Genomic DNA, 25,448 nt, shown 5'->3' with positions numbered 1-25,448 from the left:
TAAAAAAATGGCAAGGAAAATACTGAGCATTACATTAATTTTTGTATTAGCTGTAGTTCTAGGTGCTTGTAAACAAGCAACAATCGCAGGAGAATCTGTCCCGTCAATCCTACAAAAGGTGCAAAAGGAAAAGAAGCTGGTGGTTGGAACGGCACCAGGATATTTCTCATTTGAAATGCTAGATAAAGATGGGAATTTTCTAGGTTATGATATGGATTTAGGTCGGGCACTTGCTAAGTCTTTAGGGGTAGAAGTAGAGTTTAAACAATACAAATTTGAGGCATTAATTCCAGCTCTACAAACAGGTGAAATTGATATGGTTATCGCTGCTACTACTATTCGTGGTGATAGGGCAAAAGCAGTTAGTTTCAGCAGTCCTTATTATGCAACAGGCCAGGTTTTATTAGTGCCTTCTAGTGATACGGCATCCAAGTCTTATGAAGATCTGGATAAAGACGGGAAGAAAATTGGTGCCCAACAGGGAACTACTGGTTCTTTATATGCAAAGGATGGTTTCAAAAACGCAACTGTTGTAGATTTTGATGAATACACAGAAGCTGTTATGGCCATGAAAAAAGGGGATATTGATGCAGTTATTTTTGATGAACCGCTTGTAAGAATGACTGAAAAAATGGAGGATGGCAGTGTTAGAGGGATTTATGAACTAGCAAGTAAAGAAAACCTTGGTGTGATGGTTCCACATGGCGATCTTCAGATAGTTCAATGGTTGAACTCTTTCCTTTACGAATACCTTGGAAGTGCTGATGAGTTGGCTTCAAGAGAAAAATGGTTTGAATCTTTTGATTGGATTGACGATATTCAACAGTAAAAACTTCGAAACAATTGAAAAGATAATCAGGGGGCAAGTTTATGGGGTATATCGTTGACTGGAGTGTGATATTTGATAACTTAGACATATTTGTCAAAGGAGCATACCTAAGTTTGAAAATATCAGCATTTGCGCTTATTTTAAGTATTCCAATTGGGATCATTATAGGGTTAGGGCGTATTTCACGCAATAAATTCATTTCTTTCCTAACTTCAATCTATGTTGAAGTGTTCAGGGGAGTTCCATTGCTTGTCTTATTATTATGGATTTACTTTGTCCTTGGATCAGTCTTGCGATTGGGATCTTATATGTCAGCCATTTTAGGTCTAGGGCTATATGGAGCGGCATTTATTGCAGAAATTGTTCGTGCTGGAATTCAGGCTGTTCCACGAGGACAAATGGAAGCTGCGCGGTCATCAGGTATGACATATATTCAGGCAATGCGTCTAATCATTTTACCGCAGGCTTTTCGTAAAATATTACCACCAATGGCTTCCCAATTCATTATATTGATTAAGGATTCTTCATTAGTTTCAGTTATTGGGGTAATGGATCTTACATTATTAGGGCGAAATATTGTTACAACCTCTTTACGATCGCTGGAGGTTTGGACTTTTATCGCTTTGATTTATTTCGTAATAACGTTTGTGCTTTCGCAAATTATTAATTACTTTGAGAGAAAGTATAAGGTTGCCGACTAAAATGGCGAGGGTATGGTAACCCTTGCCTTTAATTAAGGCTTTATTGCCCATCGTTTTGTAGAAAACTTTTCGCAAAACCAATTGAGTAATTACTACTTGGAAAATGAGGTGACCCCTGATTGATATCAATAAAATCAGTATCAAAAAGTTATGGTAATAAGAAAGTTTTGGACAATATTAATTTAGAAATTCCAGAATCACAGATATATGCCTTAATCGGTCCAAGTGGTGCAGGGAAAAGTACATTGATTCGGTCAATGAATGCCTTGGAAACGATTCAAGAAGGTGAAATTCTTGTAAATGGAATCTCGGTTCATGCAAAACAAACAAATATAAACCAATTGCGAACAAATATTGGTTTTGTGTTTCAATCTTTTAACCTTTATCCTCATTTAACTGCTTTGCAAAATGTAACCTATGCTCCAATACATGTAAAGAAAATTCCATTAAAAGAAGCTGAAACAAGAGGAAAAGAACTCCTTGCTTCTTTAGGATTAGAGGAAAAGTATCATGTATATCCGGGACAGCTTTCGGGAGGACAACAGCAAAGGGTGGCAATTGCACGAGCATTGGCAATGGAGCCGAAAATCATGCTTTTTGACGAGCCTACATCTGCACTGGATCCGGAAATGATTAAAGAGGTTTTGGATTCTATTCGAAAGCTGGCTTCAACTGGTATGACAATGGTGGTTGTTACACACGAGATGGGTTTTGCTAGGGAGATATGTAATAAAATTGTTTTTATGGCTGATGGAAAAATTGTAGAAACAGCTTCTCCAGAACAATTTTTTACAGCACCAAGTTCAGACAGGGCAAAGGATTTTTTAGCGAGAGTAATAAATCATTGATTAATTTTTGAGGAAAATAACGATAGCCATCATAACAAAGAGAATCCAACTGAAAAAAGAGGTGGAAAAATGGTTTTTCAAAATACAGCATTCTATGATTTGTTCAACACGAGTAAGCCTGTACTAGCGATGATTCACCTCAAAGGTGACAGCAGAGAAGAGATGCTAAAAATTGCCAAACATGAAATAGATTTATTAATAGAGAATGAAATTGATGCTGTGATAATCGAAAACTATTTTGGCTCCATAGAAGATATGGAGGAAGTACTAAAGTATGTTTATAAAGAACGAAAAAATATAATATACGGGATAAATGTACTCGATGACGACAAAAAGGCTTTTGAACTTGCGATGAAATATGACGCAAAGTTCATACAGATTGATTCTGTAGCTGGGCATTTGACTGTAGAAGAAGACAAAAAGTTTCATGAATTTATAAATCAAATGCGAGCGCAAACAAATGTACTTGTGTTCGGAGGAGTGAGGTTTAAGTATCAGCCCTACCTTTCCGGAAGATCTTTAGAGGAAGATTTAACAATTGCAATGAGCAGATGTGATGGGATTGTAGTAACTGGCTCAGGTACTGGCATGGAAACTGATTTAGAAAAAATTAGAGAGTTTAGAACATTAATAGGTAATCAATTTCCGTTGATTGTGGGTGCTGGTTTAACTGCAGAAAATTGCGGTTCCCAACTTTCTATTGCAGACGGTGCGATAGTTGGCAGCTATTTGAAGGATAGCTATAAGGATACCGGTGACGTATGTGCTGCCCATGTGAAAAATTTTATGAAAGAGATATTGAAAATTAGGGGAAAAGCAATAGCAGAAAAGTCTAATTAACTAAATGGCTTGAATCACCCGAAGTACAAGTAGCTATGTACAATCAGATTGCCTCAGCAGCTTACTATTTTAATTGAAACGTAGGAGGTGGAAGTGGATGGATATAAAAGCAATTCCTGTATCAAAAATAGACTTTTCAAAATATGGCACCTATTATAACATGAATCAGTCATCAGACAATTTGTGGAGCTCACAAGGTGATGGCTGGTCCGACATTCGAACAAAGGCCCCAATTATTAGTAGTGCTGGTAGTCTAGGAATTACTCAAGGGTCGCCAATACCTTGCAAAGTGAGTAAGATGGAAAGGCATTTGCATACCCAGGAAGCCCTTCTTTGTCTAACTGACCCAATTGTTATTGCTATTGCAAGTGGTGGAGAAGATAAGCAACCCCTTGCTTCAAATATAGAAGCTGTAATTATTCAGCCTGGAGAAGTAATCGTATTAAATAAAGGAATATGGCATGATGCCTGCCATGGTATTAATAAATCTGTTCGCTATTATTGGTTAGCAGAGGAATATGAGGGTGAACCAACAGAATGGGCCGAAATAATCGGAGGTCCTATTGAATTACATGCGTAAAGACATAATTTGAAGGGTACTTCATGGAGGTTTAGAAATGAAACAAGACTATTCTTTTTTTATAGGGGACGTCGCTCTTGACGAATATTATGAAGCACCAAAATGGCCAAATATAAGGGAGAAGGTCCTTGTTCAAACTTTAGAACCGCAAATGGGTGGAAGTATGGCTAATGCAGCTAGTGTATATGCTAGATTTAACGAATCTGTCTATTTTCTCTCCCTTCTCAATAGTGGAAATATTACACAGCTGCTTTGTAAGGATTTACAAAAACAAGGAATTAATACGAAATTTATTTTGCATGATGATAGCCTGCCTGATTCGAAATGCATTGTCATTCTAGCAGAAAACGAACATACCTTATTTATCCCAACTTTAGGGATTGAAAAATTTGAAATTACTCCAGAAATCATTGATGCCATGTGTAACGCTAAATATGTATATTCTACAATCATAGAAATAAAACCGTTACGATGCGGTGATATGGATGCGATTGATATTATAAAAAAGGTTAGAGCATCTGGTACGAAAATAGTTTATGACCTAGATGTTGCTCTTCTTAAAGAGGGAGATGAAATATTCCTCCAAGAATCGGATATCGTCTTTTTCAATCAGGTTGGAATTGATAGCTATAGGAAAGGTACATCTATTGATAAAGCGGTATCGGAATTATTGAATTATGGGACAGAAATTGTCGTGATAACTTTAGCCGAGGAAGGATGCCTTGTTTACACAAAAGAGGAACAATTTCAAGTCCAAGGGATTTCTGTTGATATTGTTGATGTTACCGGTGCAGGTGATACTTTTTGTAGTTCCTTTATTTATGGACTGAATAAATGTGAAGATTTACAATTGGTAGCTCGCTTTGCAAATGCTGCTGCAGCCCGAGCAGTAACAATTATGGGAGCGCGTGGGGGCGTTGCAACGGTTCCAGTAATACTTGACTTCCTGAAAGAAAAAGGTCTGGAGACGGATGAATTAAAAATATTTTTATAAACTAATAGGAAAAGGCAGTAGTAGGAGGAGCCATTCAAATCATTGGATGGTTCCTGCCATTTTCAGACCAAGTAATTGATTGAAGTTTTTGGGAATTAGCGTTAAAGATAATAATAGAAAGGGTGATAGTCATGCAATACTCAACGTATAAAGATGTGCTTTTTGCTGAAAATAAATCTGAAAAGATGGATGAATTCTGTGAAGAGTATGGGCTCGATGGAATGGAGGTTTTTATGGATGATGTGCTTTCCAGAGATCAAGATTTGTCTAATCATAAAGAATGGATCATTGATAAACTTAGCACTTTAAAAGTAAAAAGAATTCATTGCTCTTACTGGGCATATCCAGCTAGTTTTCTTACAAAAAATAAATTTAATGAACTGGTAGAACGGTTTGGAAGCTGTGAGAATGTCGTTGACTATTATGGGGATCTGACAGGTCATTATATGTTTAAAAGATGGGTGCAGGAATACGAGATTGCTACCGAGTTAAAAGCACAATCTTATATTTTTCATTTGATAGATTACGCCCCAATCGATGGAAAATGGGAGTATACAATCTCGAAAGCGGACATTCGTCAGGCGATGATATACATGATCCAGCAGTTCTTAAATTATTTAATGGATCGGAATCTACTGACTGAGGATTCACCACTGATTGAAGTGGAAAATGCCGGGTGGGGTTTGGAGCATGGTTTACAGACCGTGGAGGATTATAAATTAATGTACAGTCAGCTTTATGATCCGTTTCAGAAAGTAAAGATTGGTTGGGATATTAACCATCTGCTCCATGCACTCGGTTTTGATGAGCAGAAAAAAAGTGCTCAATTCTTTCTGCCTAACAGTGAAATTAGTGCTCAAATGGTTGAAATGCAACAGAAGTATGGAAACGAGCCAAAAGTATTAGTAATAAAGTGGTTGGAGCATAATATTCTTGATTCGGAATTAGTTAAACGTATTAGTTGTCTACATCTCTCGGATTGTGCGTTGAAAACGACTGAATTCTTCCGAAATGGGAAGCTGATAGGCCATTATTATGATGAGATGGTTGCACTTAACAGTTGGGACAAGCAGGAAAATTACGGGGTGGATATTGTGCTATCTTCTTATGATTCTCATCTGCCACTGGGGGATGGAACCTTGGAGCCTGCAAGCATAAAAGCAATGATTCTCAAACTCTATGAATTAAATCCGGATTTAGCTATCCTGCATGAACTAAAAAATAGCAAAAACCAGAAAGAGGCACTAACAAAGCAGATTCGTCGGCTGAACCTAAAGGGGTAGAAGGGTCTGTTCTTCGATAAATAAAAATTGGATACTATAATAATGCGATTCGCTTAGAGAATCGCATTTACTATTTTCACATTAACTTCTTTTTCAATGGCTTCTTATTATCCCAAACTATCCTATTTCGAAATAGGATAAAAAACTTAAAAATTGGATTTCGTCAATAATCATTTCGTAATAGGTAAAATTTCATAAAATAATCTAAAAATTAACATGTATTTTACGAACAATTAACATTCCTACAGTAAATTATAGTTAAATGTGATTAATTATTGGAAAATGGGGGTGAGTATGTGCACATCGAAATTGGAGAAATATCAAAAAACAATGTCATTGTAACACCTTCAACCTTATGTGAGGTTGTTTATTCAATATTTACTGAAGACCCATCCTTGGAAGGGATTGTCGTGTGTAAAGAAGAACGGCCAATTGGGTTAGTAATGAGAACTCACTTTTTTCAAAAACTATCAACAAAATACGGATTTGACCTATTTATGAAGCGGACGATTGAACTCGTGATGGACCAAGAGTTCCTAATGGTTGAATATTCAGTCCCCATTACTGAGGTCAGTGCGCTAGCGATGGGCAGAAAGCAGGAGCATCTTTATGATTATGTCATTATCACGAAGCATGACCGTATCCATGGAATTGTAAGTATTAGAGAATTAATTATTAAATTATCAGAGATTCAAATAAATATTGCCCGTTTTTCAAATCCTCTCAGCGGACTTCCTGGAAATAACGTAATCGAAGAAACACTGAACGAAGTGTTGTCATATAAAAGATTTAGTGTGTTTTACATAGATATTGATTTGTTCAAATCCTTCAATGATACATTTGGATTTAGTAAGGGCGATGAATTAATTAATGAGACTGCCAAGATTATTAAGAAGGTAATTGACATCGAGGAGAACGCTCCCTCCTTTGTTGGACATATTGGCGGCGATGATTTTATTGCCGTTATCCCTCATTTCAACCATGAGCCGTTATCACGACAAATTATTTCACTCTTCCAGTATGCTACGAAGCGTTATTACTCTGAAGATGAATGGAAAAGTGGGAGAATTCAAGCAAGAACAAGACAGGGGCAGATTGAATATATTCCGTTAGTAACGATATCCATAGCGATTGTACAAAATAAAAACTGTGTATTTACATCAGTAGAGGAAATAAGTAAAGTGGCTGCTAGATTAAAAAGCAGATGTAAAGCGATTAAAGAAAGTTCATTTCTATCGTTAGAGGATGTCAGTGAAGAAGTTTTGCCTCATTAGTGGTAGAAAAGCCATGTAGTTTTGATAAACTACATGGCTTTTTAAGTTTTACATTAACACATTCGTATATCAGTCTAGCCGAATTGAGTTCGTAAAATAGGATTGGAGTGTGGTAATTTTCCATTTATTAATTCGGGATTTGGTTTCCCGAGAGCAAAACCCTGCCCCATATGGACGCCTACTTTTCGTAAGTAGTTTAGCTCCGAAAGTGATTCTATTCCTTCTGCAACGATTTGAGTATTTGACTGTAAAGCAAAATCAAGTAGGAGCTCTACTAAATGCTGCTTTTCTGGATGCTCATCAATTTTGCGGATAAGAGATTTATCCACTTTAATAAATTCGGGTTTTATGTAAATGAGGGTTTGTAAGCTATTATAGCCGGTTCCTGCATCGTCAACGGCAATACGAAACCCTTGTTGCCGATAATGGTCTATGATTCGTTCGAACTGGCTATAATTGGTTACTGCCTCTTTTTCGGTAAGCTCTAAAACGATTTGCTCAGGGCAAAGATTATATCTTTCCAATAATTCCAGCGTTATTCCACTTCGATAGGCGGGATCAGCTAATACTTGTGGCTGGATATTGAGAAATACGAGTGGAGTCGAAGTGGGTTGAAACCCCTTGACCTGATCCGAGAATCGTTCAAGAGAAAGGTTCCGGAGAAACCGTTCTATCATAAAAACATCATTGCTTTTGCCGACATATTCATAAAACTTTTCGGTTGTCGGAAACAATTTTGTCAGTTGAGGACGATTTAAAATCTCAAACCCTAATGTCGTACCTTCCTTCAGGCAGAGAATAGGCTGAAAAACCGTATCAACCTTCCCTTTTTGCATGAGCTCCTGAAGCTCTATACTCTTTCTATATTCTTGATAAAGACTTCCCTTCTTAGCATTTAAAAAGGCAAGAAAATTAATAATATGGGTCAAACGGTTATTTTTCATAAGCCACCTATTGTAGAAATTTGTCGTGAAATCTACCTTCATTATAAATGGTCTATCTTAAAAGAATGATAAGGCTTTGTAAAATTAGTGTAAAGGCGGATTATATTCCCTTGTAAATTTATGGCTCGTCAGTCCAATCGAAATCTGTCGAAGAATCGAATAGGAAATCATCAGATTAAATAAAATGGGTTATTAAAACAAAGGAATTTTCCTTTCGAATAACGAAATAAAGTAAGGAGATTTAAGAAAAGGGGAGAAACTAACCATGTCATTACAAGCTAGCATTTTATTTTCCAATGATGCGCGCATTCAAGAAAATGGTCACATTAAGCACTATGTTGAAAATAGTAAGGCTGCATTTACAACACTGTTTCTTGGGGAAGAGTTGACAGTTGTAATAAAAGAAATTGAGAGAGAGAAGCAGTCTCTTGAAAAAACTCGGATGGTTGCAGGAGCTATTGCACGTGAACTAGGCAGCCGCCAAGTATTAAAGGCAGTTATTCAAGCAGATTCAATGAAAGAGGCATTGCCAGGCCTGCAGCTAGAAGAGTTAATCACTGCCTTTGTGGAAGGCTGGCATTTAGGCGCATATAAATTTGTTATATACAAGTCTAAGGAAGATCGATTCCAAACTGAATTAGTAATAGATGGAGCAGCAGAACTAGAGCCATTTATGGAAACAGGAAAAATTCGTGCGGCTGCAACAAACTTTTCTCGTGATTTAATGAATGAGGTTCCAAATGTGTTGAACCCGGAAACATTTCCTTTGATCTTACAGGATGAGTTTGCTGAAACGGTTGTTCAGGTGAATGTATTCAATAAAGAAAAACTTGAGGAAATGGAAATGAACGGCGTTTTAACCGTTGGACGAGGAAGTAAATACAAGCCCTCCTTTGTAGAGCTCGTATATAAGGGGGATGAGTCAAAGCCGCTTGTCGCTCTTGTTGGAAAGGGAGTTACGTTTGATACAGGGGGAATTAGCCTGAAGAGTGGCAGAGATTTAAGTGATATGAGAATGGACATGGGTGGTGCCGCTGCTGTTGCAGGAGCCGTGAAGCTATTAGCAGCATCAAAGGCAAAGGTCAATGTGGTGGCATTGATTCCAATCGTTGAAAATTCACCGGATAATACGTCCGTGCTTCCAGGGGAAATTATCCGTTATAAGAATGGTCATACGGTTCAAGTAGGGAACACGGATGCTGAAGGACGCCTCATCTTAGCTGACGGTCTCATTCGTGCTGGTGAATGGGGAGCTGACCATGTTGTGAATATCGCAACCTTAACAGGGGCGATTGTGAACGCACTTGGGACAAAAATAGCAGGGGTCTTTGGAGATGAGCAGCTTTCTAATGAAATGAGGCTGCTGGGCAAAGAAAATGGCGACTTCGTTTGGCCGATGCCATTAGTTGATGAATACGACAGCTATTTAAAAAGCGATTATGCTGATTTTAGCAATATATCTTCTAAAGGGGAGGCTGGGTCCATAACAGCAGGTTTATTCCTCCGCCGTTTTGTGCCTGAATCATGCAAATGGCTTCATGTGGATATGGCAGGCGTGATGGAAAGTGAAGAAACCGGTTACTATCCGAAAACCGCAACGGGATTCGGTGCAAGACTACTAGCAGACTTTACAGTGCATGTTTCAAAGTGAATATAACATGTTTGTAAGAGACACGAATTTTTTGGGGAGGAACCTGTGTGTTAACTAGTAAACAATTAACTGACATTAAAGAACTTCAGCAAGCATGCGAGGCTTCAGAATCATTTGAACTAAAACTAAATTGGGATATGCTGAAAACTCGGACAGGAAAAGATAAAGAGGACTTTTTCTATTACGAGGATGAAAAATTAGTAGGTTTTATCGGACTATATGGCTTTGGAAATAAGGTTGAAATATGTGGAATGGTTCATCCAGATTTCCGCCGAAAAGGAATCTTTACTGGGCTTTATCAGGTAGCCCTTCATGAAGTAAAAGAAAAAGGCTATCGTAAGGTTCTTTTAAATGCTCCTACTAATTCCAAGTCTGCAAAAGGATTTCTAGAAACGGTTTCCTGTAATTATTCTCTTTCAGAATATCAAATGAAGTGGGAAGAAACAGAGCTGAACATATCCGAGGATGTGACTCTTAAACTATCTGCTCCTGACGATTTTGAACTAGAAGTTCAGTTGGAGGTTCAATGCTTCGGGTTTGAAGAAGAGGAAGCCAGAGCCTTCAATACTCAAAGATTTGATGATGATCAATATTTAATCATTTTGTTTAACGGAAAGGCAGTAGGAAAAATTCGAGTTTCTCATCTTGATGGTGAAGCTGGGATTTATGGATTTGCCGTTCTTCCAGAGTTTCAAGGAAATGGTATTGGGCGTAAAGCCTTAACAAATATTGTCATAAAGGAACATAAAGCAGGTTTTCCTATTTTCCTAGAGGTAGAAGCGAAAAACGCACATGCACTGCGATTGTATGAATCATGCGGGTTTAGAGCCTATCACTCACAGGATTATTATGAGATCGTATAACAAACATTGGGTTTTCCTTCCATGTGAATCTAGGTAACTTGACATATTTTATCGTTTATTGTAGACTACATGTAACAATTTAATAAGACCTCACTTTTACTAGTGAGGTAGAGGCGCGATGTTTAACAGTCTTTAGTGGAGCTTGAGAAGCAATGATGCTAGAGAGAAGGAAATATCGCCGAAGCTTGTAATATTCTCAGTATTACTGGTTGGGTCTGCAGTTAAGAGCTGCAGGACTGTCTCAATAAACTTCCCGGTTTATTGAGGGGTGCTATCTCATTAAGGGAAAGAAGAGGACTTTAGGGCATATGTATGTAACGAGACCTGAGTGTATCTTAGGTCTCTTTTTATTTTGTGAATTTCCAAAATAAATGAAATATTGCCATTATTAAGAGGTGGCAGTCATACGTAGTTAAGTGGAAAAATATACTAAACTATTATAGCAAAGGGGAGTATGATCATGAGGAAAAAATTATCATTATTTTTAGTAATGTCTTTATCTATGATTTTGCTTTTAGCAGGATGCGGTACGAGCGGCGATAGTGAAAAAACAAAAGAGTCAGGCAGCGCAGGCAGTGACTCAAAGGGAACCTTTAAGGTCGGTATGGAAGCAGGGTATGCTCCTTTCAACTGGACACAAATGGATGATTCCAATGGCGGAGTGAAAATCGATGGCAATGCTGAATATGCGGGCGGATACGATGTTGAAATTGCCAAAAAGATTGCTGAAGGATTAGGAAAAGAATTAGTCATTGTGAAAACAGAATGGGACGGTCTTGTACCAGCATTACAATCAGGTAAATTAGATGCCATTATTGCAGGAATGTCACCGACAGAAGAACGCAAACAGACAATTGATTTCTCAGAAAACTACTACACATCACATTTTATTATGGTTGTTAAAAAGGGTGGGCCTTTCGAAGGGGCAACTTCTATTAAAGATTTCAAGGGTGCCAAAATTACTGGCCAGTTAAATACGTCTCACTATGCTGTAATTGATCAAATTGAAGGCGTACAGAAAAAACCGGCTATGGACAATTTTCCTGCGATGCGTGTCGCTTTAGAGTCAGGAATCATTGATGGATATGTATCAGAACGTCCTGAAGGAATTAGTGCTTCTTCAGCTAATGCTAACTTTGCAATGGTGGAATTTACAGATGGATTTAAGGCAGATGAGGCAGATACAGCTGTAGCAGTTGGTCTTAAAAAAGGCAGCGAATTAACAGCGAAAATCAATGAAGTTTTAGCAGGAATCTCTGAAGAAGAGCGCCAAAATATTATGGATACTGCGATCAAAAATCAACCAGCAGCAGAATAATGTAGAAGTGAATACCGGCTGCATCCATTTGCAGCCGGTATTTAGATTTAAGGGGGTAAACTATGAGCTTAGAGTGGATTTTAACAATGATTTCAAACAACTGGCCGATGTTCCTTCGTGGAGCAGGGATGACACTCTTTGTTTCCATTATTGGTACGGTCATTGGCGGAATTATAGGTTTATTGGCAGGGGTCATACGTACAATTCCTGTGCCTGAAAATAAATTCAAAAGAATATTCTTAAAAGTGGTAAATGCCATTCTTTCTATGTATATAGAATTTTTCCGAGGAACACCGATGATTGTACAGGCCATGGTTATTTTTTATGGTTCTGCTTTAGCATTTGGGATAGATATGAATGTAACAGTTGCAGCAATCGTAATCGTATCAATCAATACGGGAGCCTATATGGCGGAAATTGTACGTGGTGGTGTTATTTCTATCGATCGAGGACAGTTTGAAGCTGCTCAAGCGGTTGGGATGAATCATGTGCAAACGATGCTTAATGTCGTACTGCCGCAAGTTATTCGAAATATTTTACCGGCTACCGGCAATCAATTTATCATTAATATTAAAGATACGTCCGTACTGAACGTTATTGGCGTAACGGAATTGTATTTCCAAACAAAAACTGTGGCTGGAATCAGCTTTAAATATTTTGAACCATTCTTTGTTGCGTGTGTTCTGTATTTCGTCATGACTTTTACGGTAACACTCATTTTACGCTACTGGGAAAGAAAATTAGACGGACCGGAAAATTACAGCATGATTGAAACAAAAGCTAATTAATAAGAAAAGTGCAAGCGCCTTGTTCAGCCCCGACAAGCACAAGACAAGCCGGCAGGAAGGTTGTACTTTAACCTTCTTGTCGGATTGGCTTGTGACTCGAGGGGCTAGGCGCTGGAGCTAGACAATAACGAAGGAGGAGCACTTTTGGAAAAAGTAATTGAAGTACAGCATTTAAGCAAATCCTTTGGATCTCATGAAGTATTAAAAGATATCGATTTTTCCGTAAATAAAGGGGAAGTTGTTTGTATTATTGGTTCCTCCGGTTCCGGTAAATCAACACTTCTACGTTGTATAAACCTTTTAGAAAAGCCGAGCGGCGGTCAAATCATTTATCATGGTGAAAATATATTAGATGATAAACATGATATTCATGCTTACCGTACAAAGCTAGGAATGGTTTTTCAGCAGTTTAACCTATTTAATAATCACACTGTACTCAGCAATTGTGTTGTTGGCCAGGTGAAGGTATTAAAACGCTCAAAAGAAGAAGCGGAAAAAATCGCCATGAAATATTTAAAGGTTGTAGGTATGGACCAATATGTAAATGCGAAGTCTAAGCAGCTATCAGGCGGGCAAAAACAGCGTGTGGCGATCGCCAGGGCCCTTTCCATGGAGCCGGATGTTATGTTATTTGATGAACCGACTTCAGCCCTTGATCCTGAGATGGTTGGAGAGGTTCTTAAAGTTATGAAGGAGCTCGCAGAAACAGGTCTTACTATGTTAATTGTTACGCATGAAATGGAATTTGCTCGGGAAGTTTCAGACCGTATTGTATTTATGGACAAAGGGGTTATTGCTGAAGAAGGAACGCCAGAGCAAATCTTTAATCAACCAACACAAGAGCGTACGAGAGAATTCCTAAAACGGACATTGAAATAATTTTAGTGGACCGATCCTGGTGCAAGCAGGGATCCAATGGTACACGGATGCTCAATAAAAGAAAGGCGTTCATAAAGTTTCAACTTTGTGAACGCCTGTTTTTTACTTCAATAAAAAAATTCTTTTCTATGAAAGCTTGTTGTTGATTTAGTCGTATGTGTGCATGTGAATGGGTTTTATTCTTCAGATTCCACTTCTACCCACAATTTTGACCACTCTTCTATTTCTCTCATAATTGGCTCCAAGGCTAGACCTTTTTCAGTCAAGGAATACTCAATTCGGACTGGTGTTTCCGGGAAGACTTCACGTTTGACGATTCCTTGGTTTTCAAGATCCTTTAGTCGTTCTGAAAGGACTCTTCCGCTAATGCCAATTGAGGATTCTAACGTACAGAAACGTTTTGTACCTGACAGTAGCTGGTAAATCACGAGGCCAGTCCAGCGCTGACTCAAAATATTCATAGCATTCTCGAATCGAGGACAAAGTAGAGATTTATTCATCATCCATCACCCCTCTATTTATAAAATACCATTTTACAATCATCAATATAATTACCATACATCATAAATACACTTGACACAAGTACCTTTTAAAAATATAATTACTTACATAAAGTAACTAACTAATTGAAATTGAATATAAGATCATTATACCAAATAAATGGATTACAGATGAGGATTTATTTTGAAGAATGGGGGGTTAGCATGAATCTTGAAGCGGATGTTTGCATTGTTGGTGCTGGCCCTGGCGGCGCTTTATTAGGCTATTTGCTAGCGAAGAATAATATATCAACGATTGTTGTCGAGCGTCATGACGGGATTGATAAAGAATTCCGTGGCGAACATTTAAATAAGGATGGAGAAGCCATCTTAAAAAAATATGGCCTATATGAAAAGGTCGAAAATCAAGGTTTACTTTTAATGGAACGAATCGAATATTGGCATCATGGGCAAGTGATTAAGACGGTAACACCTGCTGAAGGAGATCAACATGTAGGAATCCATGTCCCGCAGCGAAATTTATTAAGCGTGTTGATCGGAGAATCCGAACCGTATCCAAATTACAAGCTCATGATGGGCACGAAGGTTACAGAATTAATCAAAGATGAAGATGGCCATATTACTGGAGTGAAAGCAAGAAAAGACGATCAGGAAGTGACCATTAATAGCTCCATCGTTGTAGGTGCGGATGGGCGGTTTTCTACAGTAAGAAAATTGGCGGAAATGCCGTTTCAGACGATCAAACATGGTTATGACCTTCTTTGGGCCAAAATACCAAGCCCGGCAGGATGGGAGCCAACGATTAAACAGACATTGGTTGGGGAAAGTCAGCTAGCTTTATTTACCCAGGCAGGCGGATTTATACAAATCGGCTGGAATATAGAAGAGGGTTCGTATCCTTACTTGAAAAAGCAGTCGTTTGAACCGTTTATCAAGCAAGTGACCGATGCTTTTCCAGACTTGACGGAAACGGTTCAGCAGCACATTCAATCATGGAATGATTTTATTTTATTAAAAGTTCAAAGCTGCCATTGTCCAACATGGGTAAAGGATGGCCTCGTCATTATGGGGGATTCTGCCCATACGATGAGTCCAACGGGAGCATTTGGCATTAATTGTGCCTTAGTTGATGCGAGTGTTTTATCGGAAGTGATCATGGAAGCACTTGCCACCAATGATACGAGTGCGTCTCAATTAAAAAAATATGAAAATGACCGCCGGAATGAGATCGTACAACTGCAAGAGCAGCAGTTAATAAAAGAAGCATCCTATAAAGATAATTTTACCGTCCCAGCCTTGGCTTGATGACGGTATGAAGTTGAAATAAGGTATGGGGGGAAATCGTGATGGGAGAAGCTCAGCTGAATTCGAATAGACTTTCCGTTTTAGAGGATAAAATTCAAATCATAAAATCAGGTGAAGGTGCGATTTACTTAGTCGGACCGATCCGGCTACCAGTGAATTTAAACGGAGAAACCATTGTTTTTAAGTGGTATAGCTGGTTGAAAAGCGATGAAATAGTGGAAGAATATCAACAGGTTATTTCTAAATTATCATCTGCGAACCTAGCAGAATATCAACAATCAAGTGTTCTTGTTTATGGTGACTTTGAGTATGAGGATGAGGCTTTGATAAGAATGCACTCCATCTGCCATACAGGAGATATTTTTGGAAGCAAGCGATGCGATTGCGGGTTTCAGCTAAAGCAGTCGATGAAAATGATCGCGGAGCATGGTGTGGGAGCCTTATTTTATTTGGCTAACCATGAAGGCCGGGGAATTGGATTATTTAGTAAGGCCATGGCTTATATCCTTCAAGAAAATGGACACGATACAGTGGAAGCCAATGAAGCTCTTGGCTTTGCCGATGACACAAGAAACTACGATGATGCGATTCAAGTTCTTAAAGCTCTAAGAACGAAACCAGTAACGCTAATAACGAATAATCCTAAAAAGCTTGAAGCATTAAGAGCTTCAGGGTTGCCTGTCTCAGGGAGAACACCATTATGGGGAGATATCTCCGAATACAATGAACAGTATTTGCGGACAAAAATAAAGAAATCCGGGCATATGGAAGTGGAAGGTACGTTGCCGGCTAAGCCTCGAGTTATGTAACAACTGGATTCAGGTGCAAAGCAGCGTCTGAATCCGGGTGACTGCCCCGCGTTGAAATCTGTCGAAACAGATTATTCAGGTGAATAGACAACACCCGAAAAATTGCTGCAAGAAGGAAGGGACTGTCCGAATGACGAATCATGAATTTTATATGGAATTAGCCTTGAAAAATGCACAAGCGATGAAAGGCCAGACCGATCCAAATCCATTGGTTGGTGCGGTCATTGTCAACGATAACCGTGTTGTAGGGATTGGAGCCCATTTAAAAGCAGGTGAGCCGCATGCGGAAATCCATGCCATTCGAATGGCTGGAGAGCAAGCTAGAGGCGGAACCATTTATGTGACGCTTGAGCCTTGCTCCCATCATGGCAGAACTGGCCCTTGTGCAGAGGCTATTGTGGAGGCTGGAATTAAACATGTAGTGATTGCAACGCTCGACCCAAATCCAGTTGTATCAGGAAATGGGGTAAAAATCCTCGAAGATGCCGGCATTGAGGTCATCACGGGAATTTGTGAAGCAGAAGCTCGAAAGATGAATGAAGTTTTTAATAAGTTCATTGTAGAGAAAAAGCCGTTTATCACTTTGAAATCAGGAATCACTCTAGATGGGAAAATCGCAACCCATACTTCCAGCAGCAAATGGATCACCTCCGAAGATGCGAGACACGATGTCCATCAGCTTAGGAGTGAAAATATGGGCATTCTCGTTGGGGTCAATACCGTTATTCATGACGATCCAGAACTGACTTCAAGAATTCCGAATGGACGCCATCCGATCCGGATTATTTTGGATTCTTCTTTGAAAATCCCTTTGGAATCCAAGGTAATTACAGACAAGAAAGCGGAAACATGGATTTTTACTAATGAAAACTACGATAAAGACAAGCGGAAAACACTAGAGGACTTAGGAATTTCCGTATACGTTACGACTGGTTCAAAGACTGTTGACCTGAATAAAGTAGTAGAAATATTGGGGGATAAGCTTGTTTCATCCGTATTAATTGAAGGCGGCGGAACGATCAATGCTTCCTTTTTAGAAAATAAATTAATCGATAAAGTCGTCCTCTATATCGCTCCTAAATTAGTAGGCGGAAAGCATGCACCTACTTTTTTGGAGGGGACAGGAATCGAGATCATGAGCGATGCTATCGAATTATCAGATGTAACCGTGACTAAGATTGGGAAAGATTTCAAGTTTATGGGGTATCCTTCTTATTAAACCTTTGAGTCATTATGACAAAAGGTGCCAGTTCTATCCAACGAATGGGATAGAGGCTGGCACCTTTTCATTTTTTCAATCGATTAGCAATAAATCTTAGTCTATTTCCTCTATTTGAGTGAAGTAGGCAGAAATTAATTGTTCTATTTGAAGAAGTTCTTTATGTGCAAACAATACCTTTTCTTGTTTTAAAGTTTGGATCGTTAACTCAATTAGAAACTTACGGGGCTTTTTGGAATCTACGATTTCTTCTTGAATAAAATCCAGTAATTCGATGTATTTGGACTTCTCTTCATGATGGATTAATGTCTTTTTTAATTCTAAAATCGAATGGTATAAACTGTTTTTGAAGGCATGATCGTTTCCCTTACAGTTCGGCAGCCAGTTTTCCAATAGCTCTGGCTTAAGCAGCTGATCCCCAGCTTCAGCCACCTCATCCACAATCTTCACTATTCTACTAACACAATATCGGACAATTTTGCTAAGGCTCGCATTTGATCCGTGTGCCAAATTATTGTATTTAAGATTATTGTGCAGAATCCCCATAAACATAACGGCACAGTCCAATAAATACGGTTCCTTGTCTTCCCCAAATATATCGATAAAACGGTGATACTTCCACTGGAGTATTCGCAGGTGACCTCGTTTAATATATTGTTTAAGCTCTTCATCATTCGAAAAAATGACTTCTTCAAAAAGGGAAATGAGTTTGTTTGCCCGGTTGGTCTCCAATTGCAATTCTAGTTGTTTAATGAATATCTCAATATTCGAAGGATCCTGACCAATAAGTAAATCATTTCGCTCTTTTTCCAGTTGTTTGTATATGGTCCTAAAGAGGGCGATTAATAATTCACTTTTTGACGAAAAGTAATTATAAAATGTCCCTTTAGAGATACCGCTATAAGTTAAAATATCTTGAATCGATGTTGCCTGGAACCCTTTTTCAATAAATAATTGATGGGCCATTTTAATAACATGTTTCTTTCTTTCGTTCATAATATCACCTTTTATATGAATTGGACTCCCTGTATAAAATTCATAGTACATTAATTTTAATGTTTAGACAAACCCATTTAAACATGGAATTTTTTTGTTGCAAAAATTGAACACATGGTATATGATATTGTTCTGTGTAACACGAGTACAAATTAATGTACTTAAGGTATAGGAGGAGAAATAATGGGTGAAGCCACTAAAAAGTCAAACGGTGCACCATATGGGATTCTTGCGATTCTCATGATTGGGGCTTTTATTACCTTTTTGAATAATACATTATTAAATATCGCGCTTCCTTCTATTATGGAGGATCTAAATGTTGGCCCAGCGACCGTACAGTGGCTGACAACTGGTTTTATGCTTGTAAATGGTGTGTTAATTCCAACAACCGCCTTTTTAATTCAGAAATATTCTGTTCGTCATTTATTTATAGCTGCTATTGGTTTATTTACAATCGGAACTGTTCTAGCTGGCTTTGCACATGCCTTTCCATTGTTATTAGCAGGAAGAATGTTTCAAGCTTCTGGTTCGGCCATTATGATGCCGTTATTAATGAATGTTATGTTAGTCTCATTCCCAATTGAAAAAAGAGGAACGGCTATGGGGTTCTTTGGGTTAATTATGATGGCAGCACCAGCAATCGGCCCTACATTATCAGGCTGGATTATTGAACATTATGACTGGAGGATGCTATTTCATTTTATCACACCAATTTCTGTCATTGTATTACTGCTTGGGTTCTTCATGCTTAAGGATAAAAAAGATAAAGTGGATATCCGCCTTGATTTCCTTTCCGTTATATTATCCAGCGTAGGCTTTGGCGGGATGCTTTATGGATTTAGCTCTGCTGGTACTAAGGGATGGGATAGTCCCTTGGTATATATCACGTTGATTCTTGGCGTTATATCATTAATATGGTTTATTTTGCGCCAATCAAGGATGGAACGTCCGATGCTTAATTTCGGAGTATTTAAGTTTCCGATGTTTGCATTATCTGCGTCTATATCGATGGTTTTAAATATGGCTTTATTTTCGGGAATGTTATTACTTCCGATTTATGTGCAAAATCTTCGTGGCATTTCTCCCATGGATGCTGGCATACTCATGCTGCCTGGAGCCATTGTTATGGCGATTATGTCTCCAATAACAGGAAAGTTATTTGATAAGATTGGTGGACGAATACTAGCGATAATCGGCCTAGCCATTACTACGATAACAACTTATTATTTAAGTAAATTAACACTGGATACAACTTATGGCCATTTAATGGTGCTATACACTGTACGGATGCTAGGAATGTCTATGGTTATGATGCCTGTATCAACAAATGGTTTAAATCAACTTCCTGCACGCTTTTATCCGCACGGTACAGCGATGAATAATACACTAAATCAAATTTCCGGAGCGATTGGAACGGCAATACTTGTTACACTCATGTCCAATCGTACGGAAACACATGCAGCAAACTTAGCTGCGGAAGCAATGAAAAATGCTGCTGGGCAAGCGCCTACAGAAGCAGCAATGGCAGCCATGAAACAGCAAATTGAGATGATGGCTATGCTTGAGGGGATTAATGATGCATTCTTTGTCGCAACCTTTATTGCTGCGGTATCCCTCATACTTGCCTTCTTTATTAAACGAGCGAAACAAGCGGAAGATCCAATGGAAAGTAAAACAGAAGGTACAAAAATAACAAAATTAGCTGAGAATTAATAAAAAATGCACGAAGCCCACTTAACTAGGGCTCGTGCATATTTTTTATTTTCCTATGGCAAATTGTCGTATTTCCTGTAAAGCCTGCTGAAGATCTGACATCGTTTTTACGCCATTGTCAATTTCAATTCCGAGTTCAATCATTGTGTCTGCAGTATCAGGGCTGATTCCAGTTAAGATCGTAGAGCAGCCTAGTAGTTTAATGCCTTTCACAATCTTAAATAGGTGGTTAACAACCGATGTATCGATATAAGGAACACCTGAAAGATCAATAATTAATTGCTCCGCTTTTAATTCCTTTACCTTTATGAGTGTTTTTTCACGGATTTTCTTTGCCCGATACGTATCAACATTTCCCACTACAGGAAGAATACAGACCCTCTCGGCAAGTGGGATGATCGGAACAGACAATTCATCGACAGTTTCACGATGAATCTTTAATAATTCATCTTTATAGCTCACATAATAAGCTGTATGGGAATCTATGTATAAATCAATAATGTCATTAACATATCGCTCAAGGGCGAAGAATTCTTCCATGCTTAGGGAATGCTTGGATTCAAGATAAAATACCTTAATAGCATTCCAAATTATTCCTCGCGCGGACTGAAATAGCTCCAAGGATAAATGGATTGGGAAGTCAGTTCTTGCACTTTGGCCGCCTCTTTCCTTCGCCCTCTCCATAATTTCTTCCGTTTTCAATTCAAGGATATTTTCTGTCACGACCTTGATAATTGGATTTCCTTCCGCTTCATACTCATCAAGAAGATGATTTTCTTTCATAAAAGAAGTTAGATAGCTTTTATTTTTCTGTAAATATTGAATCCATTCTTTCGTATAAAAGTCTAAATTGTCTCTTAGAAATTGTGCTAATTCTTCCTTTGAATGCACCGAATTGATCATGGGATGGCCCCCTATAAATGTATTGGATGGGTGATTTGCTTTAGCAAATGTAAGAAAGAAGGTGGTTCCTTGTCCTGTTTCGCTATTGACACGAATGCTGCCATTATTACTTTGGATGGCATTAAATACTTGGGCAAGACCCATGCCTTTGCCATCCTGTTTTAATGTAAAAAAAGGAGTGCCAAGCAGACGAAGCTTGTCCTTTGGGATGCCGATGCCTGTATCAGAGATGCTTAGATGGACTCCGAGAGCATCTTCGTATTGCTCAATCAGTAACGTGCCGCCTTCATTCATCGCTTCGATGGCATTTTTAATTAAGTTGAAAAGCGCTTTCTTAATCTGATCCTTCCTGCCGGTTACCATGGCTTGATCGTGGTTGAATTTCCTTATTAAATGGATATGATAAAGCTGGTTTTGAAATAAAAGCAATATCGCGTCAATCACAGAGCATAGATTAAAGGTTGTGTGCTGTTCCTGGAAAAACTCAGGCTTTGATACACTCATTAAATCATTTAAGGTTTGAATCGCACGGTCTAATTCACTTTGCGCAATTTGAGTATATTCTTGATTATAATTTTGCTCCATTAGCTGAAGAAAGCCTTTCACGGCAGTCAAGGGATTTCGTACTTCATGGGCAATTCCCGCTGCCATTTCCCCGATGGAGGATAACAGGTGATTATTCCAATTGTTATGTTCATGCATGCTTTGAAGCTGATTAACATTAAAGATAAATATATGAATCTTTTCTAATTTTTCATCTTTACATGTTCGATGAAACAGAAAAAAATGCGGCTGTGTATCGATAATCAGAATAAATTCATTTAATTTCCCCATAAAACATTCATGCAGTTTTGCCTTAAGTTCGTTATTTTTTATTCGGTGAAAAAGGTAATTGGAGCTGCTGTCCTCTGAAATTAGTAGTCTTTTTCCCTCGGTGTTCATTTTTTGGATTGTCCCATCAGGTGTCAATTCTATCAATCCATATAAGGCTTCATTAGAGGCAGGCGATTTATTCAATATTTGGTACCCCCATTACTGAGCCACTTTACAGCTCGGACTTTAGTTCCGTGATTTATATTGCTGGTAATTTCAAATTCATCCATAAGACGCCTTACTCCTGTTACCCCCAAGCCTAAACCCGTTTTTGAGGAATAAGTCTGAGTCAATATTTGCTCCAAGTTCTTAATTCCTGGGCCTTTATCGATTGCTATGATTTCTATACAGTGAGGAAGTGGCCTTATGTGAAGCTCGCCTTTACCAGCATAGAAGACGATGTTACGAGTTAGCTCCATGATAGAAACAACCACTTTGGTTTGTTGGCTGCAACTTAAGCCTAGCTCCTTTGCAACCTTTTTTCCTATTGAGCTTGCCACATACACATCGTCTTCTCGTTCAATAATAATTTTGTACAAATTCATCTCCAATCCTTTTGTAGAAATATTAGAATTTTAAGAGTATTTTGGTGTATTTTAGCTAAATTTTATCACAATTCTTATAAAAGTATAGTAGAATTTTACTATTATATTAGAATAATAATTAAAAAAAGAACCCGCTTTCATACGAGTTCTTTTCAAACGCTTTTTATTTAATAAATTCCTAATTAGAAAAGGTTCAGCTTCCCAATCCGCTCTACAGCCTCTACAAGCACCTCTTCGTCTACTAATAGCCCAACCCGGACATAGCCCTCTCCGTATTCGCCAAAGCCTTTTCCAGCGGCAACGGCCACATCTGCCTTTTCAAGCAAATAATCGGCGAACGATTCACTTGTAAATCCAGCTGGGACAGGGAGCCACGCAAAGAAGGAACCGCTCGGTGCTTCTGCTTTCCAGCCGATTTTTCTGCATTCCTCTATTAGTACGTTACGGCGGCTTTCATAGCGTGAAACCAGTTCATCCACACAGCTTTGATCCTCTGTTAAGGCTGCAGCAGCTGCCATTTGTACCGCTGGAAAAAGACTGCAGTATAAATGATCTTGTATCAGATTAAGAGCTTCAATAATTTTCGGATTGCCAACTGCGAAACCAACACGCCAGCCTGCCATATTATACGTTTTGGACAATGTATACATTTCTACACCAATTTCTTTAGCTCCTTCTACTTCTAGGAAACTAGTTGGTCTTTTGCCGTCAAAGCCAATCGCGCCATAGGCAAAATCGTGCAGAATAGTAATATGATGTTCTTTTGCAAATGCAACGGTTTCTTCAAAAAAGGAACGGTCAGCAGTCGCTCCTGTTGGATTATTAGGGTAGTTCAAATACATGAGCTTGGCCGCTTCCCTTTGCTGAATCGGGATCGCGTTAAAATCAGGCAGAAATTTATTTTCTGCTTTTAAAGGAAAAGTCTCATATTGAACATTAGCCAGGACAACCCCTGATAAATAATCAGGATAGCCCGGATCAGGAAGCAGCATTAAATCGCCTTCATTTAATAAACACATAGGCAGCTCGACTAATCCTGTCTTCGTTCCAAAAAGGATTGCCACTTCAGTCGATGGGTCAATTTCAACACCGTATTGTTTCAAATAAAATTCAGCGGCAGCATTTTTTAACTCTTGAATTCCGCGAAACGGAGAATACTTATGCGTTTTTGGATCCTCAGCAGCTGATTGCAGTGCCTTTACAATATGAGGCGGTGTTGGCTGATCGGGATTTCCCTGTCCTAAATTTATAATGTCCCGGCCTTCTGCTATAGCTTTGCTAACCTTTTCAACTAAGGTTGCAAAAAATTGGACAGGCAGTTTTTTTAAGCGATTTGAATATTCCATGTGCTTCACCTCTTCTATCATAAAATGAAATAATTAAAAAATAGCATTAATACTATTTAAAATGTTTGCATTTTAATTTCAAATTTTATATTTTTTCAGTCAAAATGTCTAGAGCCTTATAAGAATATTTTCGAACAAGATGCTTTATTCATAACGGAAAAATAATATATGGTCATGAGGGTCAGTTTCCGCATGCTTATGAAGGAAACTGGCCTATTTGTGAAATAGGTCTAAAAGGGATGTGTGAAAATGAAGTTAGAAATGCGAAAAAGGGCATACTAAAATCATCTTCTTAGTCATCTGCTTGACAAAAGGTTCAAGTTTCGAAAAAGAGAAAAAACTTAAAAGTTTCAATTAGATTTGTGAATATTATTTTCGACAAGATATGATATAATTATTTTATAAAAATAACAATGAGGAGTAATCACTATGTTAAAAGATATCTTCATGAGCCTTTCTCAAAACCAATTTCTTAATAGTGCTGCAAAAAAGTATGGTTTAAAATTGGGTGCGCAAACTGTTGTAGCAGGAACAAATATAGAAGAAACGATCAAAAGTATTAAAGAACTCAATGCACACGGAATCTCGTGTACGGTAGATAACTTAGGTGAATTTGTATTTAAAGAGGAAGAAGCAACAGAAGCGAAGGAACAAATTCTAAAGGTAATTGAAGCGATTCATCAAAATCAAGTAGATGCTCATATTTCATTAAAGCCTACACAATTAGGCTTAGATATTGATTATAACTTTTGCTTAAGTAATTTAAGAGAAATTGTCGACTTAGCAAGTAAGTATGATATGCATATCAACTTTGATATGGAGGATTATGGACATCTTCAGCCATCGTTTGACATATTGGACGAACTTTCCAAGGAGTATAATAATATTGGAACGGTTATCCAAGCTTATTTCTTTCGTGCAGAAGAAGATATCCAAAAGTACAAAAACTACCGTCTTCGTATCGTAAAAGGCGCTTATAAAGAGTCTGAGCAAGTTGCCTACCAAGATAAAGGAGACATCGATAAAAACTTTATTAAGCTGATCGAATATCATTTATTAAATGGAAAATTTACATCCATTGCCACACATGACCATAATATTATTAATCATGTGAAGGAATTCGTTAAAAAGAATGATATTCCAAATGATAAATATGAATTCCAAATGCTATATGGCTTTAGAAAAGATATGCAATTACAACTGGCAAAAGAGGGATATAACTTCTGTACGTATGTGCCATTCGGCAATGACTGGTATGGATACTTTATGCGCCGCCTTGCGGAAAGACCACAAAACCTAAACCTAGTTGCGAAACAAGTATTTAACAAGAAAACGAACACTGTACTTGGTATAGCAGCGGGAGCATTCTTATTAGGAAGAATGACGAAGAAGAAAAACAAAAAATAATACGGGTTCATTCACGTTTTGAATGGAAAGGTCTGTCTCT

The 25,448-nt window shown here is 38.2% G+C and carries 24 protein-coding genes and 1 riboswitch; of the genes, 18 read left to right on the top strand and 6 right to left on the bottom strand.

Annotated elements, in window-relative coordinates:
* The first annotated feature begins 7 nt into the window (after window positions 1–7).
* From V7122_RS06535 to V7122_RS06500, 8 genes are all read left to right on the top strand, one after another.
* On the top strand, window positions 8–829 hold the full coding sequence (locus tag V7122_RS06535) for a transporter substrate-binding domain-containing protein (RefSeq protein ID WP_335526085.1): 822 nt from the start codon (window positions 8–10) through the stop codon (window positions 827–829).
* Window positions 830–870: 41 nt separating this feature from the next.
* Window positions 871–1,530: an amino acid ABC transporter permease gene (locus V7122_RS06530; RefSeq protein WP_335526084.1), complete on the top strand. Its 660-nt coding sequence runs from the start codon at window positions 871–873 to the stop codon at window positions 1,528–1,530.
* 119 nt (window positions 1,531–1,649) lie between these two features.
* A complete protein-coding gene (locus V7122_RS06525) occupies window positions 1,650–2,378 on the top strand; it encodes an amino acid ABC transporter ATP-binding protein (protein WP_335526083.1) in 729 nt (242 codons plus the stop codon).
* Between the two features lie 69 nt (window positions 2,379–2,447).
* Complete coding sequence (locus V7122_RS06520) at window positions 2,448–3,218, top strand: BtpA/SgcQ family protein (protein WP_335526082.1); 771 nt, start codon at window positions 2,448–2,450, stop codon at window positions 3,216–3,218.
* Window positions 3,219–3,315: 97 nt separating this feature from the next.
* The gene (locus V7122_RS06515) at window positions 3,316–3,798 is read left to right on the top strand and encodes an ureidoglycolate lyase (protein ID WP_335526081.1); all 483 of its coding nucleotides are present in this window, start codon (window positions 3,316–3,318) and stop codon (window positions 3,796–3,798) included.
* A 37-nt stretch (window positions 3,799–3,835) separates the two neighbouring features.
* A complete protein-coding gene (locus V7122_RS06510) occupies window positions 3,836–4,792 on the top strand; it encodes a carbohydrate kinase family protein (protein WP_335526080.1) in 957 nt (318 codons plus the stop codon).
* A gap of 131 nt (window positions 4,793–4,923) precedes the next feature.
* Complete coding sequence (locus V7122_RS06505; RefSeq protein WP_335526079.1) at window positions 4,924–6,075, top strand: hypothetical protein; 1,152 nt, start codon at window positions 4,924–4,926, stop codon at window positions 6,073–6,075.
* A gap of 296 nt (window positions 6,076–6,371) precedes the next feature.
* Window positions 6,372–7,349, top strand: a complete 978-nt coding sequence (locus V7122_RS06500; protein WP_335526078.1) for a GGDEF domain-containing protein — start codon at window positions 6,372–6,374, stop codon at window positions 7,347–7,349.
* 74 nt (window positions 7,350–7,423) lie between these two features.
* Here V7122_RS06500 and V7122_RS06495 read toward each other — a convergent pair whose 3' ends face one another.
* Window positions 7,424–8,293: an EAL domain-containing protein gene (locus tag V7122_RS06495; protein WP_335526077.1), complete on the bottom strand. Its 870-nt coding sequence runs from the start codon at window positions 8,291–8,293 to the stop codon at window positions 7,424–7,426.
* A gap of 265 nt (window positions 8,294–8,558) precedes the next feature.
* Between V7122_RS06495 and V7122_RS06490 the strand changes: the two genes are divergently transcribed.
* The 5 genes from V7122_RS06490 to V7122_RS06470 all read left to right on the top strand — a co-directional run bounded on the left by V7122_RS06490 (window position 8,559) and on the right by V7122_RS06470 (window position 13,792).
* Window positions 8,559–9,944, top strand: coding sequence for a leucyl aminopeptidase family protein (locus tag V7122_RS06490; protein WP_335526076.1), 1,386 nt, complete (start codon window positions 8,559–8,561; stop codon window positions 9,942–9,944).
* Between the two features lie 47 nt (window positions 9,945–9,991).
* Window positions 9,992–10,807 (top strand): GNAT family N-acetyltransferase, encoded by an 816-nt coding sequence (locus V7122_RS06485; RefSeq protein WP_335526075.1) that lies wholly within the window; start codon window positions 9,992–9,994, stop codon window positions 10,805–10,807.
* 100 nt (window positions 10,808–10,907) lie between these two features.
* A riboswitch (Lysine riboswitch) is annotated at window positions 10,908–11,089 on the top strand.
* Window positions 11,090–11,267: 178 nt separating this feature from the next.
* The gene (locus tag V7122_RS06480) at window positions 11,268–12,125 is read left to right on the top strand and encodes a transporter substrate-binding domain-containing protein (protein ID WP_335347039.1); all 858 of its coding nucleotides are present in this window, start codon (window positions 11,268–11,270) and stop codon (window positions 12,123–12,125) included.
* Between the two features lie 62 nt (window positions 12,126–12,187).
* Complete coding sequence (locus V7122_RS06475; protein WP_335487380.1) at window positions 12,188–12,913, top strand: amino acid ABC transporter permease; 726 nt, start codon at window positions 12,188–12,190, stop codon at window positions 12,911–12,913.
* Window positions 12,914–13,057: 144 nt separating this feature from the next.
* The gene (locus tag V7122_RS06470; protein ID WP_335347037.1) at window positions 13,058–13,792 is read left to right on the top strand and encodes an amino acid ABC transporter ATP-binding protein; all 735 of its coding nucleotides are present in this window, start codon (window positions 13,058–13,060) and stop codon (window positions 13,790–13,792) included.
* A 176-nt stretch (window positions 13,793–13,968) separates the two neighbouring features.
* On the opposite strand, the gene V7122_RS06465 is transcribed toward V7122_RS06470, so the two are convergent.
* Window positions 13,969–14,292, bottom strand: a complete 324-nt coding sequence (locus V7122_RS06465) for a winged helix-turn-helix transcriptional regulator (RefSeq protein WP_335347045.1) — start codon at window positions 14,290–14,292, stop codon at window positions 13,969–13,971.
* A gap of 204 nt (window positions 14,293–14,496) precedes the next feature.
* Between V7122_RS06465 and V7122_RS06460 the strand changes: the two genes are divergently transcribed.
* The 3 genes from V7122_RS06460 to ribD all read left to right on the top strand — a co-directional run bounded on the left by V7122_RS06460 (window position 14,497) and on the right by ribD (window position 17,625).
* Window positions 14,497–15,597 carry an FAD-dependent monooxygenase gene (locus tag V7122_RS06460; RefSeq protein WP_335526074.1) on the top strand — a complete coding sequence of 367 codons (1,101 nt, stop codon included), beginning with the start codon at window positions 14,497–14,499 and terminating at the stop codon, window positions 15,595–15,597.
* A gap of 41 nt (window positions 15,598–15,638) precedes the next feature.
* On the top strand, window positions 15,639–16,406 hold the full coding sequence (locus V7122_RS06455) for a GTP cyclohydrolase II (protein ID WP_335526073.1): 768 nt from the start codon (window positions 15,639–15,641) through the stop codon (window positions 16,404–16,406).
* Between the two features lie 130 nt (window positions 16,407–16,536).
* Window positions 16,537–17,625, top strand: coding sequence for a bifunctional diaminohydroxyphosphoribosylaminopyrimidine deaminase/5-amino-6-(5-phosphoribosylamino)uracil reductase RibD (gene ribD, locus V7122_RS06450; protein WP_335526072.1), 1,089 nt, complete (start codon window positions 16,537–16,539; stop codon window positions 17,623–17,625).
* A 96-nt stretch (window positions 17,626–17,721) separates the two neighbouring features.
* Here the strand turns inward: ribD and V7122_RS06445 are convergent, their stop codons facing one another.
* Complete coding sequence (locus tag V7122_RS06445; RefSeq protein ID WP_335526071.1) at window positions 17,722–18,621, bottom strand: TetR/AcrR family transcriptional regulator; 900 nt, start codon at window positions 18,619–18,621, stop codon at window positions 17,722–17,724.
* Between the two features lie 183 nt (window positions 18,622–18,804).
* Between V7122_RS06445 and V7122_RS06440 the strand changes: the two genes are divergently transcribed.
* Window positions 18,805–20,334, top strand: a complete 1,530-nt coding sequence (locus V7122_RS06440) for a DHA2 family efflux MFS transporter permease subunit (RefSeq protein WP_335526070.1) — start codon at window positions 18,805–18,807, stop codon at window positions 20,332–20,334.
* 45 nt (window positions 20,335–20,379) lie between these two features.
* Here the strand turns inward: V7122_RS06440 and V7122_RS06435 are convergent, their stop codons facing one another.
* The 3 genes from V7122_RS06435 to V7122_RS06425 all read right to left on the bottom strand — a co-directional run bounded on the left by V7122_RS06435 (window position 20,380) and on the right by V7122_RS06425 (window position 24,001).
* Entirely contained in the window at window positions 20,380–22,254 is a 1,875-nt protein-coding gene (locus V7122_RS06435) for an ATP-binding protein (protein WP_335526069.1), read from the bottom strand.
* A complete protein-coding gene (locus tag V7122_RS06430; RefSeq protein WP_335487402.1) occupies window positions 22,251–22,655 on the bottom strand; it encodes an ATP-binding protein in 405 nt (134 codons plus the stop codon). The genes V7122_RS06435 and V7122_RS06430 overlap by 4 nt, the downstream gene beginning before the upstream one ends.
* A 182-nt stretch (window positions 22,656–22,837) precedes the next feature.
* Window positions 22,838–24,001: a pyridoxal phosphate-dependent aminotransferase gene (locus tag V7122_RS06425; RefSeq protein WP_335526068.1), complete on the bottom strand. Its 1,164-nt coding sequence runs from the start codon at window positions 23,999–24,001 to the stop codon at window positions 22,838–22,840.
* Between the two features lie 429 nt (window positions 24,002–24,430).
* On the opposite strand from V7122_RS06425, the gene V7122_RS06420 reads away from it, so the two are divergent.
* Window positions 24,431–25,408, top strand: coding sequence for a proline dehydrogenase family protein (locus V7122_RS06420; protein ID WP_335526067.1), 978 nt, complete (start codon window positions 24,431–24,433; stop codon window positions 25,406–25,408).
* The last annotated feature ends 40 nt before the right edge of the window (window positions 25,409–25,448 follow it).

This window comes from Bacillus sp. JJ1532 (assembly GCF_036965085.1).
GTDB lineage: Bacteria > Bacillota > Bacilli > Bacillales > Cytobacillaceae > Cytobacillus.
The sequence above is the reverse complement of the archived record's forward strand: the minus strand, read 5'-3'. Positions and strand labels throughout refer to the sequence as shown.